This window comes from Candidatus Nitrosotalea sp. FS (assembly GCF_011319475.1).
Taxonomy (GTDB): Archaea; Thermoproteota; Nitrososphaeria; order Nitrososphaerales; family Nitrosopumilaceae; genus Nitrosotalea.
In genome coordinates this window covers 13,432-28,617 of sequence record NZ_RCMC01000138.1, presented here as the reverse complement: position 1 = coordinate 28,617, position 15,186 = coordinate 13,432, and the positions used below count along the sequence as shown (strand labels likewise).

General features: G+C 38.3%; 15 protein-coding genes, 1 tRNA gene and 7 pseudogenes. 10 read left to right on the top strand and 13 right to left on the bottom strand.

The genetic code is table 11. From position 1 onward, the window contains the following. From DYY66_RS05005 to DYY66_RS04990, 4 genes and pseudogenes are all read left to right on the top strand, one after another. A pseudogene (locus DYY66_RS05005) lies at positions 1–346 on the top strand (DNA mismatch repair protein MutH); the annotation flags it as partial. A 248-nt stretch (positions 347–594) separates the two neighbouring features. Further along, the gene (locus DYY66_RS05000) at positions 595–762 is read left to right on the top strand and encodes a hypothetical protein (protein WP_166286740.1); all 168 of its coding nucleotides are present in this window, start codon (positions 595–597) and stop codon (positions 760–762) included. Positions 763–951: 189 nt separating this feature from the next. Then, positions 952–1,823, top strand: a pseudogene (gene speB / locus DYY66_RS04995) (agmatinase). Between the two features lie 29 nt (positions 1,824–1,852). Beyond that, positions 1,853–2,083: a tetratricopeptide repeat protein gene (locus tag DYY66_RS04990; RefSeq protein WP_166286738.1), complete on the top strand. Its 231-nt coding sequence runs from the start codon at positions 1,853–1,855 to the stop codon at positions 2,081–2,083. Here DYY66_RS04990 and DYY66_RS14195 read toward each other — a convergent pair. From DYY66_RS14195 to DYY66_RS16115, 7 genes and pseudogenes are all read right to left on the bottom strand, one after another. Beyond that, positions 2,084–2,324 (bottom strand): annotated as a pseudogene (locus DYY66_RS14195) (His/Gly/Thr/Pro-type tRNA ligase C-terminal domain-containing protein); the annotation flags it as partial. Position 2,325: 1 nt separating this feature from the next. Continuing rightward, positions 2,326–3,029 (bottom strand): annotated as a pseudogene (locus DYY66_RS04985) (His/Gly/Thr/Pro-type tRNA ligase C-terminal domain-containing protein); the annotation flags it as partial. A 1-nt stretch (position 3,030) separates the two neighbouring features. Beyond that, a partial coding sequence (locus DYY66_RS04980) for a threonine--tRNA ligase (protein ID WP_166286742.1) occupies positions 3,031–4,186 on the bottom strand: 1,156 nt, incomplete at its 3' end. Between the two features lie 109 nt (positions 4,187–4,295). Next, positions 4,296–4,427: a hypothetical protein gene (locus DYY66_RS14190; RefSeq protein WP_255496115.1), complete on the bottom strand. Its 132-nt coding sequence runs from the start codon at positions 4,425–4,427 to the stop codon at positions 4,296–4,298. A 50-nt stretch (positions 4,428–4,477) separates the two neighbouring features. Continuing rightward, positions 4,478–4,723 (bottom strand): hypothetical protein, encoded by a 246-nt coding sequence (locus DYY66_RS04975; RefSeq protein WP_166286736.1) that lies wholly within the window; start codon positions 4,721–4,723, stop codon positions 4,478–4,480. Between the two features lie 210 nt (positions 4,724–4,933). Continuing rightward, on the bottom strand, positions 4,934–6,883 hold the full coding sequence (locus DYY66_RS04970) for an Ig-like domain-containing protein (protein WP_166286734.1): 1,950 nt from the start codon (positions 6,881–6,883) through the stop codon (positions 4,934–4,936). Between the two features lie 167 nt (positions 6,884–7,050). Continuing rightward, positions 7,051–7,353, bottom strand: coding sequence for a winged helix-turn-helix domain-containing protein (locus DYY66_RS16115; RefSeq protein ID WP_394352578.1), 303 nt, complete (start codon positions 7,351–7,353; stop codon positions 7,051–7,053). A 279-nt stretch (positions 7,354–7,632) separates the two neighbouring features. Here DYY66_RS16115 and DYY66_RS04960 point away from each other — a divergent pair, with 279 nt between their 5' ends. Beyond that, on the top strand, positions 7,633–8,592 hold the full coding sequence (locus DYY66_RS04960; protein WP_166286730.1) for an ATP-binding cassette domain-containing protein: 960 nt from the start codon (positions 7,633–7,635) through the stop codon (positions 8,590–8,592). Then, positions 8,579–9,346, top strand: coding sequence for an ABC transporter permease (locus DYY66_RS04955; protein WP_255496112.1), 768 nt, complete (start codon positions 8,579–8,581; stop codon positions 9,344–9,346). Before DYY66_RS04960 ends, DYY66_RS04955 begins: the two co-directional genes overlap by 14 nt. A 59-nt stretch (positions 9,347–9,405) precedes the next feature. Here DYY66_RS04955 and DYY66_RS04950 read toward each other — a convergent pair whose 3' ends face one another. From DYY66_RS04950 to DYY66_RS04920, 6 genes are all read right to left on the bottom strand, one after another. Then, the gene (locus DYY66_RS04950) at positions 9,406–9,813 is read right to left on the bottom strand and encodes a VOC family protein (protein WP_166286726.1); all 408 of its coding nucleotides are present in this window, start codon (positions 9,811–9,813) and stop codon (positions 9,406–9,408) included. Between the two features lie 96 nt (positions 9,814–9,909). Then, positions 9,910–10,749 (bottom strand): carbonic anhydrase, encoded by an 840-nt coding sequence (locus tag DYY66_RS04945; protein WP_166286724.1) that lies wholly within the window; start codon positions 10,747–10,749, stop codon positions 9,910–9,912. Between the two features lie 73 nt (positions 10,750–10,822). Next, the gene (locus tag DYY66_RS04940; RefSeq protein WP_166286722.1) at positions 10,823–11,293 is read right to left on the bottom strand and encodes a copper-binding protein; all 471 of its coding nucleotides are present in this window, start codon (positions 11,291–11,293) and stop codon (positions 10,823–10,825) included. 60 nt (positions 11,294–11,353) lie between these two features. Continuing rightward, positions 11,354–11,428, bottom strand: a tRNA-Val gene (locus tag DYY66_RS04935). A 48-nt stretch (positions 11,429–11,476) separates the two neighbouring features. Continuing rightward, positions 11,477–11,947, bottom strand: a complete 471-nt coding sequence (locus DYY66_RS04930) for a hypothetical protein (RefSeq protein ID WP_166286720.1) — start codon at positions 11,945–11,947, stop codon at positions 11,477–11,479. Positions 11,948–12,546: 599 nt separating this feature from the next. Next, positions 12,547–12,987 carry a phosphoribosyltransferase gene (locus DYY66_RS04920; protein WP_166286716.1) on the bottom strand — a complete coding sequence of 147 codons (441 nt, stop codon included), beginning with the start codon at positions 12,985–12,987 and terminating at the stop codon, positions 12,547–12,549. Between the two features lie 129 nt (positions 12,988–13,116). On the opposite strand from DYY66_RS04920, the pseudogene DYY66_RS16110 reads away from it, so the two are divergent. The 4 genes and pseudogenes from DYY66_RS16110 to DYY66_RS16095 form a co-directional block, all read left to right on the top strand. Then, positions 13,117–13,602 (top strand): annotated as a pseudogene (locus tag DYY66_RS16110) (Nramp family divalent metal transporter); the annotation flags it as partial. Positions 13,603–13,644: 42 nt separating this feature from the next. Then, positions 13,645–13,835, top strand: a pseudogene (locus tag DYY66_RS16105) (divalent metal cation transporter); the annotation flags it as partial. Between the two features lie 508 nt (positions 13,836–14,343). Beyond that, a pseudogene (locus DYY66_RS16100) lies at positions 14,344–14,386 on the top strand (hypothetical protein); the annotation flags it as partial. Position 14,387: 1 nt separating this feature from the next. Continuing rightward, a partial coding sequence (locus DYY66_RS16095) for an Nramp family divalent metal transporter (protein WP_394352577.1) occupies positions 14,388–15,168 on the top strand: 781 nt, incomplete at its 5' end. Positions 15,169–15,186 lie beyond the last annotated feature (18 nt).

Sequence of the window (15,186 nt, the reverse complement as noted above, 5' to 3'; positions counted from 1 at the left end):
ACTAAAAGCTCGACAGATTCCTCTTGCAGAACTTGCATTTCATGTTATGATAAGCAAGGCTCCTGCAGAATATGTCAAGACAGTACCACAACACATCCGGGCTGCCAAGCTGTTAGAACACATACGCGAAATAAAAAAGGGAGATATCATAGATTATGTCAAGATAATCAACAAACCAGGGGTAAAACCACTGGAACTGGCAAGACCTGACGAGGTTGACACTCCAAAATACATGGAATTCATGGAAAGTACGTTTGATCAGATTTTATCTTCGATGGACCTTGATTTTGCAAGCCTTATTGGGGAACCCAAACAGACTGGACTTGACCAGTTCTTTTGGAAATAGAACACATTTGATCGAATTAGCCTAAAAAGGCATTAAAATTGCTTGAAGATGAGCNCAAGCCTTATTGGGGAACCCAAACAGACTGGACTTGACCAATTCTTTTGGAAATAGAAAGTGTTTGATCGAATTAGCCCAAAAGGCGCTAAAATCACCCCATCAGTATGGGCAAAAAGTGGTCAAATGTTTATACTAGTGTGTCAAGTCTATCAGTACTAAAATTTATAAAGAAAGTTGTAGAAATTACATGTATGCGAAAAGATTCATGTAGAAACTGTGGTGTTACAATGGAAGAATTCCAACGTTGCACCGTATGTAGCGAGGTAAACCAGTTTGCCTGTACTCATTGCAGAAAGGCAAGCGATGAACAGGTTCACCTAAAATGTAGTCTGATCGCAAGAAACGTTGTCTGCAACTAGGTTATTTTCAACTAATCCAAATTCGAACAATTTTACTTGCTGATCTACTACACTTTCAAATCCACACCAAAAAGGGTTTTTGGAGTCCAGTCATTGTGTCATCTCCAAAAGGCCCATTTTTTATTTATCCAAAAAAGTCATTGATCTGAAATATTATTATATCACTACAAAATGATGAGCGATACACAAATGAGTTTTCTTGATTTATACATGAATAGAAATCCGCTAATTACAAGTCCTAGTGAAGACGGCGAAGTATCTGCCATAGTCTATGGAATTCCATTTGATTCTACCCATTCCTTTAGGCCTGGAACAAGATTTGGCCCAGACGCAGTACGACAAGCATTCAACAACATCGAGATATTTTCAACAAGATTTAACGTAGATTTGGAAAGTGTCAATATTGAAGATCTTGGAAATACGTACCATACAGTAGTTGCAACCGAAGTTCTTGATATGATTGGTAAAATAACTACAGAGCTTGCTGCAAGAGACAAGCAGATGATAATTTTAGGAGGAGAACACTTGATTACTTATGGCACCTACATGGCATTTCCAAAAGAGACCGGTTACATTGTATTTGATGCGCATTATGATTTAAGAGACGAATATGCAGATATCAAACTAAGTCATGCGGCTTATCTTAGAAGAATAATAGAAAAACGAGGAGCTGAAAACATTGTCCATGTTGGGGCAAGATCATTTGTCAAAGAAGAACTTGCATTCAAGACAGAACACAAGGTAAATGTTGTAACAGACAAAGACATTCGAGAAGGCAGAGCCCAAAGATGGTAAAAGATTTCATGTCAACTTTTGATAAAATCTATGTCAGCATTGACTTGGATGTGCTAGACCCAGCATTTGCACCAGGAGTTGGCAACCCAGAGGCAATGGGAATCACCTCACGTGAACTGTTTGACATGATATATGCGCTTGAAGGAAACACCATACGATGCATGGATATCGTTGAACTGTGTCCCCAATATGATAACGGTGCAACGGCATCAGTTGCAGCAAAATTAATGTCCGAAGTCATTGCAATGAACTTGTCCCGCAAGTGACTTAAGGTAGATACAACATATCATTTCTAGTGGAATCTGATATTTCAGATCTTGTCAAGAAGGGAGACCAACTGATAATTGATGGAGATTTTGAAAAAGCACTGAGTTTTTTTGAACAAGCAGTCATAATGCAGCCAAATAACCCTAGTCTGTTAAACAAGAAAGGTATTGCACTGCGTGGTTTGGGAAGATATGACGAAGCTCTAGAATGTTTCAACAAATCGCTGCAACTTGACCCACGAGATCTTGATGCATCATGATTATACCATTATCTGCGGTCTTTTTGCCACACTTCGACCCATGTTTATTCGCATGAATGGTTTTCCCTTGGTCTCTTCTTGAATACTTGCGATAAATTCCTCAACTGATAGATTTTGAGGATCTTTTGATTTTCTATCTCGGATTGACAGTGTTGTAGAGTTGACTTCTTTTTCTCCAATGACTATGATGTATCGTATCCATTCGGTTTCTGCATCTCTAATGCTTTTTCCAACGCTCTCANTTTCTCCAATGACTATGATGTATCGTATCCATTCGGTTTCAGCATCCCTGATGCTTTTTCCAACACTCTCGTTTCTGTCATCTACATCTACACGAATGTTACTTTCTGTGAGTCTGTCAGCAAGTTTTTCGCAATGGTCTAAAAATTCAGGTTTTACTGGAATCAATCGTACCTGGGTCGGTGCAAGCCACAATGGGAACATTGGTTTTCTTCCCTCTCTTTGGTCCGTTGCAGCTTTTTCCAATAACGTGTATATCACTCTCTCAATTGCACCGCTAGGCGAGTTGTGTAAAATTATAGGGTTTTGTGGTTTGTTGGTCTCATCCATGAAATCAATGGCATATCTTTTGCCGTTTTCCACGTCAATTTGGTCAGTAGACAAGGCAGATGCCTTTCCTAGGTTGTCTACGTAATTGAATTCCCATTTTAGTACAAAATAGAAAAATCGTTCTTTCCACATTTCAACAAGCACGGGTTTTCCAAGTTTTGCCACAATCTCTTCAATTAGCGATTTGTTTTCATTGTAAAATTCTTCTGTAAATCTAATGGCCATTTCATAATCTTTATCCTCAATACCTAGTCCTTTTATCACATCTCGGGATAGATCAAATCTTTTTCTAAATTCCTCTTTTGCTTGGTTCATGTCCATGCACATTGCGTGACAATCTGGCATTGTAAAAGCACGCAATCGTCTAAGACCTACTNAAAATTCTTCTGTAAACCTAATGGCCATTTCGTAATCCTTGTCCTCGATACCTAGTCCTTTTATCACATCTCTTGACAGATCAAATCTTTTTCTAAATTCCTCTTTTGCTTGATTCATGTCCATACACATTGCATGACAATCAGGCATTGTAAAAGCACGTAATCTCCTGAGACCTACAAGTTCACCTGACTGTTCTCTTCTGAAACTATATCTTGTAAGCTCATACAGCTTTAATGGCAAATTCTTGTATGACAACTGGAAATCTTTTGCCATCAAGAATTGGCCAAAACATGCTGCAAATCTTAGAAAGAGATGTTTTCCTTCAGAATCTATGCTGTATTGTCGTGCAGGAAATCTGTGGAAATAACTTTCCATGCTCGGATGATGTGAATCATACATGATTGGTGTTTCAACTTCAAATCCACCATACTCCATCACCTTGTCTGTTACATATCTTTCAATCAATGATTTCATGAGTCTACCATTTGGATAGAATCTCATGTTGCCAGCATCAGATGCAGGCTCGTAATCTGCAATGGCTAGTTTTTTCATCAGTTTTACATGAGGCGGCGGCTCGTCTACTGCTCTTTTTTTAGCAGCTTCGTATTTTGCCAATACCTCAAGATTTGGATATTTTGCAAAATTGAACTTGTCAATATCGTGTAATTGTCCATCAGGTGTGAGTATGTGCCAATATGATTTGATCTTGGATTCTGCTTTTAGTGCATTAGATGACGATTCCTTTTCTTCTCCAGCAGTTATTGTTTTAGAATTCTCTGCAAGTGGGTGACCCTTGACTTGGAGTTTGTATGATTTTGTCCAACCAAATGGGGCACGATTTACTTCTAGACCAGGTGCATTTTTTTCCATTGTTTGAAGTAACAACAATGCTGTAGTTGGGGATGCTAGTTTTGAGCTAAGATGTGCATAAGGGTACAATAATAATTTGGCACAGCCAACTTTTTTCATTGATTCAGAAATTTCATTAATTGCCTTTTTTGCAACATCTTCATTATCTGACTCTTCTACTGCCACAAATGCAACTACGATCTCTTCAAACCGTTTTGACTGCGGTTCGAGCTCTTCTGCAGATTTTATTTCTTTTTTTACCGGAGTATACTCTACATAATCACAGTGTAATTGTAATATTCGCATGTTTTGTTTTTGTTTTAATTGTTGAATTAAACTTTATGCCAAGTTGGATAAATTTACCGTATAAAATATTTGAAAAAACTTGAAATGCCTAAAGAGGATATCGTATCTTTTATCGGCGCTTCATTTTTTCAAGCTTGGTAGTTATTCGGACTATTTTGTCAATTATCTCGTCATTGCTACCCTTGCCTGCCAAGAATTTGATTAGCCAATCAATTTCCTCGTTGTTAAGTAGATTTTCCATGTATGAAATACCTGATTTTTAGGCACCCATAAGTATTCTCATGGTATACATCAAACAGACTTTATTGTGACGTCATCACGGTTGTAAAGTATCTTTTCAGAAGTTATAGTAACAGTACAATTTTGCTTGAATTTCATCTCTTTTTTGTTTCCAACGGAATCTTTGAAGATTATGCTAGGTTCATTACTCAGATCTATTGAATATTGAGTCCCAGTCTTGAGTTTTTTTAATTCTTGACATCCTTTCAAATCTATGAGTAGGGAGCAAGCAATAGAGTTTGATTCTGAGGTAGACATTATTGATTTTGTAATTGGCAATTATAAAAACGGTTGCGTTGAAATCCAGTAAATTGTTCTAGAATGTTTATTACATCAAAACTTGATTGGATTTAATCATTCAGAACTTTCAAAGATAATTAATGATGCAATTAGAAAACATATAGAACAATCTTGTAATGCTTGATACAATACATATTTGTAGTTTGAAAAAATAAAAAAGAGGAAGAGTTAGTGGTTATGAGCCTGTTGGTTTCCGTGTTGCAGGTTACCAGATACTGCTAAGACGATATTTCCACCACTATCGGTGACAATCATCTTTGCATGGTCGTTTGTGCCAGGTTCTCCAGCATCTGTAAATGTCCACTGAGCTGTTGCTCCAGCTACGCCGTTGTAGCTACCAGTTCCGGTACCCACATAGGTGTTAAATCCTGCTACGGGTGGAGTTGATGATATTGCAGGATCATTTACACAGATAGCTGATGTCAGACTGTCAAGATGGAATTTGTTTCCTGCGCCCCAGTTAATCTCTAGGTTGTTAGGACCTTTGTTTACATTACAGTAGAGCTCAAAGCCATGTGTTACCTTTGTGTTTGGAGTACCACTAGTATCAGTTACGCTACCTCCTCCAGTCATTTTGCCCTGAGTAAATGGTGTCAACACATTAAAGCACTCATTTGTAGTTGTTGTGCTATTTGATGTGGAGTATACAGAGCCTGTAGGGGTGTATGTGGCAGTCCAGCAATACGAACCAGGTGCTGTCGGAGATTGTGCTGATGAGACAGCTGTAAAGGTACCTCCGTTAGGAGTTGTTATGGCAACCGTACCCGCTGCTGCACAATTCAATGATGTTGACGCACTTGTGTTAGGGCCGCATATCTGATAGGTTATGGATCCAGTTAGATCTGGAAGTGGTGTTGTACCAGAACCTTTCACATTAGCAGAGTCGCTCACAGATGTACCAGGAATCACATTACCAGTTTGACTTGATGTTGTCACTACAGTGGTTGCTCTTGGTGGAGCTACCCAAGTCTTTTCAACTGTATTACTTGTGTGTGTGCCACCGGTAGAATCGTGGAAGACAGCTACTATTGTGTCCATTCCAACTCCACCTGTATCAGAATAGGTAAATGTTGCATGACCGCTTGCATCAGATACTGCTGTTCCGGTCACACCTGCATTAGGACCACTCTGTACTGTAAAGGTGACAGTTACTCCAGAGACAGGACCACCAGTACTATTTGACACTGTTGCTGTAACAGTGTGACTTGCACCAGCAGGGTTTGTTGCTGTCAACGGATCAAGTTTGATTCCGGTTACTGGAACTCCACATGGCAGACTATCAGGATTGAAGGGTTGGTCAAGCATGTTGTCAAAGACTTGCTTGTCAAACGCATTGGGTCCAAATGTGAACCAAGTGTCCTGACCATTATATATGGCCAAACCACCATTTGCAGTTCTCACATAGCCTACCTGAATGCTATTTGCTCCAAGGGCATTAGTGCCATCAAGGGCTGCACACCATCCACCTGCATTTGACGTAAATGTGTTAGAATCACCCACGGCATCAGTTGTTGTTACTGGTCCGGTGGAGATACCACTTGTCAATGTTGCAGGAGAGCTCTCTGATTCAACAAAAGTTATTGAACCTGATGCTCCTACGGGGCCCGGATTACTTGACGTAAATGGGAACAAGAACGTACTGTAATCAGGAACTCCGGCAACACTGGTTGCACAGCGGTCACCATCAAATATCATCACTTTGCCATCACCGTTGGCAAGATACGTGTTCAATGCGGTAATGAGATTTGGATGACTTGCTATATCACACACTTCATAGAGTATTACAGTATCAAATCCCGAAATGGCTCCAAGGCCACCAGAATCTACTGTACTCACTGGTACGTCTGATATAGTTGCAGCATTTCCACTAGATGTTGTATATGTACCACCTGAGGAAATTGCTACGCCGTTGACTGCATTGACAAGGATACTGGATCCGGCACCAGGTCCACTGGTGTCACTTATGCCAGTACCAAAATCAAAAACATATGCGACGTTTGAGCTGTGTGCGAGTGCATTTGCATTTGGTGTTTGTCCTATCATACCTGAAGTTGCTAGGAGTAATGTTATTACTATTGTTGCAATTCCAATCTTTCTTTGGATTGTATTATATGTCATTACTCTGTGAAATTCTTAAAATAGTTAATAAGACACGCTCAGTGAACTAGCTAGTGAACTGAGTAAAACTTAAATCGGAAAAATAAATTATCATGCAACAGTTCCGTACTAGATTATCATAAAATTAAATTTCAACTAAAATAACAATACATTACAAAAAATAGATTTTAGACACTGATTAGTAATTGGAGTTTTTTAATATCATCACGTAACATAAGCACAGCATTAATCACTTCCCTTCCACGATTAGTTAATCTGTACATATGTTTATTTTCATCATAGCATTCAATGTAGTTCTTGTCTTGTAACCAATTTAGATATCTCTCAAAGGAACTCCAGTCTGTTCGCGATGCAAAATGCAGGTGTGTTTTTTTAATCGAATTATTCTCCAAGAACAACTCTGCAATTCGTACAAGCACTTGTGTATTAGGTTTGAATTCCCCTCTCACAATATGTTTAATCCCGTACATTTCTATTTAAGATATGTGCATGTATCACACCATAACATATAGGAAAACCATATGTAGTAGAATGCAATTATGATTCGTTCTAGTATTTAATATTTACACAAAATTAATCAGAGTTGCATGAACTTTCAAAAAGAAGATCAGATAACAAACTTTCCACTAACATTATCTGATTTTTTATCCAGTATTTGTGAATAACTTGTTTGATTCATATTTTATGATGTTTTATTTTTCGTGGTTATAATCTAAACATAATATGGGGTCATGATGTTCTAGAGTTACTTGATACGAATAAATAATTTGACAAAACGTTATGAAAAATTAACTGCGGTTGATAATTTGTCATTAGATATAGAACAAGGCGAGGTTTTTGGACTGCTAGGTCAAAATGGTGCAGGCAAGACTACTGTAATCCACATGCTTGCTACGTTACTCAAACCAACTTCAGGTTCTGCAACCGTGAATAATTTTGACATACAAAAGGAGCCTGAAAAAGTACGCACTAGCATAGGTATTGTGTTTCAAGTTCCAAGTAGTGATGACCTTCTTACTGGTTACGAGAATCTACAGATACATGCCATGCTTTATGGTGTAGACCCAAGCATCCGGGAAAAACGTATCCAAGATGCACTTGAATTAGTAGGTTTGACTGAAAGAAAAGATGATCAGGTGAAAAAATATTCTGGCGGAATGCGCAGGAGATTGGAAATAGCACGAGGACTGATTCACAGCCCCAAAGTATTGTTTCTTGATGAGCCTACTCTAGGACTTGATCCCTCCAGCAGAGAAACCATGTGGAAGTACATACAACAACTTGTAAAACAAGAAAAACTCACGATTATTCTCACGACACATTACATGGAGGAGGCAGACATGTTGTGCAACAGAATTGGCATTATGGATAAAGGAAAGATCATTGCACTTGATACGCCTACTAATCTAAAATTGATGTTAGGTGGCGACATTGTTAAACTTAAACTAAAAAAACATGATTCTGATATCACTGTCTTGAAAAATCTTGCATGTGTCAAGAAAATAGAGTCATTTGATGGATATGTCATATTAGGAGTTGATGATGCAAAAAAGAACATTCCAGAGATTCTAAAACATGTAGATGTAGAATCGGTTGAATCATCCAGTCCTACACTAAGTGATGTCTTTTTGAAATTGACTGGAAAAAACATCAAAGAACAAGCCGAAGGCGGATTCCTGGAGAGGTATGTACAATATGACAAGCATTAGGGTGTACGCTGACAAGATCTATGCCCTATGGTTAAGGGAAGTGAAGGTATTCTTTAGAGAAAAAAGTAGGCTAGTTGCATCAACTTTTACACCACTATTGTGGTTGTTTGTAATAGGTAGTGGATTTAGTTCATCAACTTCTGTAGCGCACTCGATAGATTACCAGAAGTTCATATTTCCAGGAATAATTTGCATGTCAGTTGTTTTTTCAGCAGTATTTTTTGGCTCATACATCATATGGGACCGGAAATTTGATTTTTTAAAAAGTGTCATGGTAGCACCTGTATCCCGGTCTACTATTTTCACTGGCAAGGCATTTGGCGGCATGACCAATTCTTTGATTCAAGTATCGATACTGTTAGTGGTTGGCCTTATCATAGGGATACAATTCAGTCCATTGGCACTAGTACAGACGGTAGTGATTGTTTTGCTTCTCTCATTTGCACTCACATCCCTCGGTCTGACCCTTGGAAGCTACATGACAAGCCTTGAAGGGTTTCAAATGATCATCAGTTTTGTAGTGTTTCCATTGTTCTTTCTTAGTGGTGCACTATTTCCAATCGACAAACTTCCACAATGGCTTTCAGTCTTGACAACTGTTGATCCTGTAACCTATGCAGTAGATGCTCTTCGAAATATCATACTAGGAATAGGAAGTCACCCGTTAGGTCTTGACCTGCTCATTCTATTGATATACAGTTGTGTGCTAGGGGCCTTGGGTACATACTCGTTTAAGAAAATGAAAGCTGTTTGATTGTATTATATGATGATGTGATAATACAATTGAACTCTTGATCTACAAATTAATTGTAATCAGGATGGTTTTATCGCCTTTGGGTCCATCCAAAATATTTCCCAAATGTGACCGTCTAGATCTTCAAAGCTTCTACCATACATAAAACCATGGTCTTGTGGCTCATTTGCTTCTTTTGCACCTGCTGCCAATGCATTACGGAGCATTTTATCCACTTCTTCCTTACTTTCTGAAGATAGTGCTACAAGAACCTCGGTGCTCTTCTTGGCATTGACAATCTCTTTTTTTGTAAATGTCTTGAAAAAAGATTCTACCAAAAGCATTGCGTAATTGTCTTCACTGATGACCATACATGCTGCATTCTCATTCGTAAATTGAGCGTTAAAGGCAAAGCCAAGTTTTGAAAAAAACTCTTTAGATTTGTCAAGGTCTTTGACTGGCAGATTTACAAAAATTTTGGTTCCCATGTTTTTGGTATGTGATTTGGGATAATAAACTTGTACGAAACNTTTGGGATATTAAACTTGTACGGAAATGATTTCTTTTGAATTTATCGATATCTTTCAAGGCGAAGGTTTTGTAGTAATCATTCCTTCTTCCTCCATCAGAATTTCACGATAATGTTTTATTTTTTCAATGTCTTGGTGATTGTAAGCGTCTGCCAAGTTTTCATTAACATGGATTACGTCCTTGTTGATGTTTTCATATGCACTTCCTATGCGAGAGGGTAATGCATCTGCTTGTTCTTGTGTCACAATTACGCTTCCAGGTGGAACAAATTTGTTATCTGCAATCACTACCCCATTTGTTATAGTACTTGAAACGCCAATTGCGACACTGTTTCCTACTTTTGCATTAAATATCAAACTCTTCATTCCAACAAAAGTATTGTTACCTACCCATGCAGGTCCATGTACCATAGAATCATGTGCAAGACTAACTTTAGAGCCAACAAATATTGCATATCCTCCATCAAATCTTGAATCATTTGCAAGCAAGCTGTCTCCACCTGCAGAGAATCTGCGATTATCGATATTTTGTCCGTCTATCGTAGTCTCTAGAGCATGCAAGATCACGCCATCTTGGACATTAGAATAATCACCAATGAATATCGGCGTACCTTCATCTCCTCTGCATACTGAAGTTGGTGCCATCAAGACCATTTTACCAATATGACAGTCGCCAATGACTACCGCAAATGGGTGTATGAACGAATCATTTTCAATTTGTGGCGAGTTTATTTTATTGTTAAAATCAGTCTGTACGTTTTGATGAATGTTTGGCCATGGCATAGTTGAGGATGTACTTGTCTGAGAAGCTGATGAGTTGTACACATTTTGTCCAATCAAGAATGCAGAAATTGCAATGACTGCAATTATTGGAATTATGACGTATTTGTTCAACACGTTGAATCAGAAAGTAGTATGTATTATGGATATTCCTTAAGATCTTGAAAATGTTCACATGTTTGATTTTTTACGATGTGAGTGCACCATGTTCAATATCAATTTCGCCAGTCATCCAGGGATGAACTTTGCAAAAATACGGTATACTTCCTTCTTGAGTAAACAAGAATGTGTAGGTTTTACCAGACTGTATTGCCTCAGAACCAAAATCTCCACTATAGAGATCTTTGAATGGTTTTACAGGTGTTACAAAATGGACAGTATCATCATTATTTTTCCATGTTACCAAATTATCAATTCCTAGTTGAACGGCTTGTTTTTTTGGTAGAAAGTTTTGTGTTTGGTCTTGGTTTACTGAACCCGTGACAATGTTTATTGTAGTTGTTTGACCGGGATTGGCAATCTTTGGATTGTCAAAATGTGGCTTTGCGTTGTATTCAGGTAGAAAGTAAAGCTGATAATATGATATTCCAACTGCAGTGCCAACTATTATTGCAATCAATGCTATGCCATATGCATGGCTTGATGTTATCTGGCTCAAACTTGTAACTCAATAGTTTTTGAAATATTAAAGAATGTTGTATGTTTCCTCTAGTTTCNATGGATCGGGCCGGATTTGAACCAGCGACCCCCGCAGTGTGAGTGCGATATCCTAACCAGGCTAGACTACCGATCCGCGAATTTATTTTCAAGTGGGATTATTTAGTTCTTGAATTAAACAACATTACATCTTGTTTCCACAGGTGGTACAAAATTTTGCCACCTTTGACATGGTTTTACCACATGTTATGCATCTTTTTCCATCTCCTGTTATTTGATTTACAACTTCATCTCTGCTGGGTATGCTTTTTGTTGAGATAAATGACGCAACAGAGTTTTGCGGACCAGCTGTTGCTTGCCCAGACACATTACCCGTTGTCAAACTCTGTGTTGAGACGCGAGATGGATTATTCATTCGATTTAGTGCCTTTTTTATCTCAAACATGGCCTTTAACCCTAGAAAATCAAGGGCGGAATACTTGAGAACTGCGTCAGTGATGCCATAGTAGTAATCCCTTTCAGCCAGCTTGCCCTGTTTGTACAGTTCATGCATTTCTGTAAATGCCTGGATGTATGGGTCATATCCACGGAAGATATACTGTAGTTTGTCAAACATCAGGGCAAGTGTATCTACATCGTCTCCGCCAAATTCCATTATGAAGTGATTTGTCAATGACCACTACTTAATTTTTTGATTTAGTGAGTGTGTTGTTTAAAGCAAGTACCACAGAATTCTTGTCCACATTTTTGGCATGATATTAGTTCGCCTGGCCTATACCCAACAAAACATTTGGAACATGCAAATGGATTCATGACATACAAACAATATTGTAATACTTAATCCTTGATGTGTTTAGAATTCCTATTTGATTCTAGTTTATCCCATGGGANAATACTTGAGAACTGCGTCAGTGATGCCATAGTAATAATCTCTTTCAGCCAGCTTGCCTTGTTTGTATAGTTCATGCATTTCTGTAAATGCTTGGATGTATGGATCATATCCACGGAAGATATACTGTAGTTTGTCAAACATCAGGGCAAGTGTATCTACATCGTCTCCGCCAAATTCCATTATGAAGTGATTTGTCAATGACCACTACTTAATTTTTTGATTTAGTGAGTGTGTTGCTTAAAGCAAGTACCGCAGAATTCTTGTCCACATTTTTGGCATGATATTAGTTCGCCTGGCCTATACCCAATAAAACATTTTGAACATGCAAATGGATTCATGACATACAAACAATATTGTAATACTTAATCCTTGATGTGCTTAGAATTCCTATTTGATTCTAGTTTATCCCATGGGAATACCACATATTCGCGGCCCAGAGTTTTTTTAGCATACACTAGTTGTTCAGGGTATTTCATGCCTTTTCTTGCAACTAATGTGGCATACAAGAAACTTTTAGGCTCCAAGACTAGAGGAAATATTCTGTTGAAGGTATCACCCGAATCATAAATGTCATCAACAAAAAGTGTTCTTGGCGGAATCTTGTTTTTGTCTATTAAAATTTTCTTTACATCAAAATGATCAGCAACCAGCCTTGCAGGCACTAGACCTCCTCTTGATACTGTAGCAATATTATCAAATTCAAAACCCGTCTTTCTTATCTTGGTTACAAGTACTTTCACTTGTGACTCTATGTCAGACCATGTGAGGTGAGACCTGCCTTTCCAGTTATTTGCTGAGACCAACTTGCTGTGATTTATTTTGTTGTCTATTAATCATTTTGTAAAGCGAATTTCCAGAGATTTAGTCTACACTAAATAATTTAGCCCTAGCTAACTTTTATATGAAGAGAAGAACATTCCGGAATCATTGACATGATATCACCAAATTCCAAAATATCTCGTTTTACAAGTTTTCTTAGACGGTTCATCACATATTCCGGACCTGCACTGATTGTAAGTATAGGATACATGGATCCTGGAAACTATGGAACTGATCTACAGGGAGGGGCTGCTTTCGGATACTCTTTACTCTGGGTTGTATGGCTTTCTTGTGCCATTGCGATGCTGATGCAGTACTTGTCAGGAAAATTAGGTATTGCAACAGAAAAGAGCTTGGCAGAGATTTTGCGTGAAAAGTTGGGTAGAAGATTATTTGTAATTCCATACTGGTTAAGCTCAGAAGTTGCAGCAGCTGCAACAGATCTTGCAGAATACCTTGGGACAGTTATCGCATTGAACCTGTTATTTGGTGTGCCAATGATTTATGCGGCAATATTTGGAGCTGCTGATGTTATCATAATACTAGCACTAACCTCTAGGAAATTCCGCCTGTTGGAGCAACTCTTTTTGATCTTTGTTNTTGGGACAGTTATCGCATTGAACCTGTTATTTGGCGTACCTATGCTTTATGCTGCAATATTTGGGGCTGCTGATGTTATCATAATACTGGCCCTGACCTCTAGAAAATTCCGACTGTTAGAACAGCTCTTTTTGATCTTTGTTTCAATCATTAGTTTTGGTTATGCATATGAACTGCTTATTGCTCCACCGGATATCCACGGAGTATTGGCAGGATCATTATCGCCACACTTNGATCTTTGTTTCAATCATAAGCTTCGGCTATGCATATGAACTGCTAATTGCACCTCCTGATATTCACGGAGTATTGACAGGGTCATTATCTCCACACTTTGCAAATGCTAGTGCGTTGTTTGTTGCTGTCGGCATAATAGGAGCGACAGTAATGCCTCACGTGGTATTTTTGCATTCATTTCTTACAAAAGAAAAAGCAATCGGCAAGACACTAGATGAGAGAAAAAAGATGCGAAAACTGCATCTTGCAGAGACAGTATTCTTGCTTACAATAGCTGCCCTGATAAATGCGGCAATATTGTTGATGGCAGCAGTTGCATTCTACCCACATAACTCACAGATTGCATCAATTACCGAAGCATACAAGACACTTGTGCCAATATTTGGAGTATCTGCTGGAGTAGTCTTTCTTGTTACCTTGCTATCATCAGGTATTGCTTCATCTGCTGCAGGAACATTGGCAGGTCAGATAATAATGGAAGGATTCCTAGGAAAAAAAGTCAATGTGTGGTTACGAAGAATTATTACAAGATTTGTAAACGTCATTCCCNGATCTTTGTTTCAATCATAAGCTTTGGTTATGCATATGAATTACTAATTGCACCTCCAGATATTCATGGAGTGTTAACAGGGTCACTATCCCCACACTTTGCAAATGCCAGTGCATTGTTTGTTGCTGTTGGCATAATAGGAGCTACAGTGATGCCTCACGTGGTATTTTTGCATTCATTTCTTACAAAAGAAAAAGCAATCGGCAAGACACTAGATGAGAGAAAAAAGATGCGAAAACTACATCTTGTAGAGACAGTATTCTTGCTTACAATAGCTGCCCTGATAAATGCGGCAATATTGTTGATGGCAGCAGTTGCATTCTACCCACATAACTCACAGATTGCATCAATTACCGAAGCATACAAGACACTTGTGCCAATATTTGGAGTATCTGCCGGAGTAGTATTTCTTATCACTTTGCTATCATCAGGCATTGCTTCATCTGCAGCAGGAACATTGGCAGGTCAGATAATAATGGAAGGATTCCTAGGAAAAAAAGTCAATGTATGGCTACGAAGAATAATTACAAGATTTGTAAACGTGATTCCAACAACTATTGCAGTACTACTTGGTTTTGATCCTTTGCATATACTTGTGTACAGTCAATTCATTCTTAGCTTATTGATACCCGTTGCAGTCATACCTGTTGTCATACTTACAACAAGCAAAAAATTAATGGGTGAATTTGTAAACAGAAAAATTACAACTGTAATAGCATGTATTTTTGTCGGGATAGTTTTGATATTCAACATTTTCTCGCTAGTCAACCAATTTTCATAAAAATAAAACGTGGCGTGA

Coding starts and splice junctions, on each gene's coding strand:
- DYY66_RS05000 (WP_166286740.1), top strand. CDS start 595: ATGCGAAAAGATTCATGTAGAAACTGTGGTGTTACAATGGAAGAATTC.
- DYY66_RS14190 (WP_255496115.1), bottom strand. CDS start 4,427: ATGGAAAATCTACTTAACAACGAGGAAATTGATTGGCTAATCAAATTC.
- DYY66_RS04975 (WP_166286736.1), bottom strand. CDS start 4,723: ATGTCTACCTCAGAATCAAACTCTATTGCTTGCTCCCTACTCATAGAT.
- DYY66_RS04970 (WP_166286734.1), bottom strand. CDS start 6,883: ATGACATATAATACAATCCAAAGAAAGATTGGAATTGCAACAATAGTA.
- DYY66_RS16115 (WP_394352578.1), bottom strand. CDS start 7,353: ATGTACGGGATTAAACATATTGTGAGAGGGGAATTCAAACCTAATACA.
- DYY66_RS04955 (WP_255496112.1), top strand. CDS start 8,579: ATGACAAGCATTAGGGTGTACGCTGACAAGATCTATGCCCTATGGTTA.
- DYY66_RS04950 (WP_166286726.1), bottom strand. CDS start 9,813: ATGGGAACCAAAATTTTTGTAAATCTGCCAGTCAAAGACCTTGACAAA.
- DYY66_RS04930 (WP_166286720.1), bottom strand. CDS start 11,947: ATGGAATTTGGCGGAGACGATGTAGATACACTTGCCCTGATGTTTGAC.